Genomic DNA, 1326 nt, shown 5'->3' on the forward strand with positions numbered 1-1326 from the left:
GGTCTGGAAGAAGTAACGTAGAGGGCATCTCTCACAGTCGATCAGGACCGCAGTTTCCTCACCCGCGCACAGGTCTCTTTATACCTGCTCAGGGAATTGCTGACGCGGTCAGATACGGGTAGGCTGTCAGGGTTGTGAGGCGGCCAGTCTCGTCGAGAAGTCTGTTCCAGGCCCGGCAGACGGCCTCCAGCACCCCCTCATAGCCATCCAGGACGCGATGCGAGAGATAGCGCTCGCGCAGGTAGAGCCAGACCCGTTCGACCGGGTTCAGCGCGGGTGACGCTGACGGCAACGGCAGCAACGTGATCGTCTCTGGCACATGCAAAGCCCGCACGTCGTGCCAACCGGCCTGATCCAGCACGAGCACCGCGTGCACCCCTGGCTCAAGATGCTGAGAAAAGTGCTCCAGAAAGACAGTCATTGCCTCCGCGTTCGCCCGCGGCAGGGCCAGCGCGAAGGTCTCGTCCGTGCCGGGTCGGCACGCGGCAAACAGGTATAGGCTCTCAAAACGCTGATCGACCACGCCGGGCGGACGCACGCCGCGCTCGTACCACACCCGTGTCGTGCGACCCTTCTGGCCAAAGCGTGCCTCGTCCTCGCACCAAACCTGGAGACGTGCGTCAGGGTGCTTCGTCGCGATGCCTTGCAGCTTTGACGGGAGCTGGTTTTTTGAACGCCGCCTGCGCGGCCGGATTGCCCTTGGGGTGCGAGGGGCGCGTCTTCTGGCGGGAGAGACCGAGGCGCTTGAGCAGAGATGACAGTCCCCACTGACTGTAGCTGACACTGTAGGTTTGCTCGACGTACGCGCACAGATCGACCAGACGCCAAGCGCTGACCCCATCACGCTCCGGTTGGGGCCCACGCAGGATATGCGCCTTCAAGGCCGCCTGCTGACCGGGCGTGAGTTGCTCCGGGCGGCCAGAGCGAGGGCGGTCGTGCAGACCGTCAGGGCCTTCAGTATTGAAGCGTTGGATGGCATCATGCAGGGCCTGGCGCTCCATGCCGGCCAGTCGCGCCGCCTCGGCGCGGGTCATGCCCTCGAGCGCATTGGCAATGGCCAGGAGCCGCAAGGCGGCCCGGCAATCCTTCTCATGGGCCGCACGCGAGCGCAGCTCTGAAGGCGAGTAGTCCTGACGGATCGGAAGCCCGGCCATGCTGATCTCCATCAACACCGCCCCTGGCCATCAGTGAATCACGGCAGGCACACCGTCGCAAACCCGAGTCAGCAATTCCCTGAGCAGGTATAAAGGAGACCTGTGCGCGGGTGAGGAAACTGCGGTCCTGATCGACTGTGAGAGATGCCCTCTACGTTACTTCTTCCAGACC

2 protein-coding genes are annotated in these 1326 nt (G+C 63.7%); both read right to left on the reverse strand.

What is annotated here, in order from left to right:
• Window positions 1–88: 88 nt before the first annotated feature.
• Window positions 89–694 (reverse strand): IS630 family transposase, encoded by a 606-nt coding sequence (locus DC522_RS35315; RefSeq protein WP_245444767.1) that lies wholly within the window; start codon window positions 692–694, stop codon window positions 89–91.
• Window positions 621–1154 carry an IS630 family transposase gene (locus tag DC522_RS33520; RefSeq protein ID WP_165820446.1) on the reverse strand — a complete coding sequence of 178 codons (534 nt, stop codon included), beginning with the start codon at window positions 1152–1154 and terminating at the stop codon, window positions 621–623. The genes DC522_RS35315 and DC522_RS33520 overlap by 74 nt, the downstream gene beginning before the upstream one ends.
• Window positions 1155–1326 lie beyond the last annotated feature (172 nt).

The sequence above is a fragment of the Microvirga sp. KLBC 81 genome, from assembly GCF_003075415.1.
Lineage (GTDB): Bacteria > Pseudomonadota > Alphaproteobacteria > Rhizobiales > Beijerinckiaceae > Microvirga.

Excerpts from the sequence above, each read along its gene's own strand:
- DC522_RS33520 (WP_165820446.1), bottom strand. The coding sequence starts at position 1,154 with ATGGCCGGGCTTCCGATCCGTCAGGACTACTCGCCTTCAGAGCTGCGC.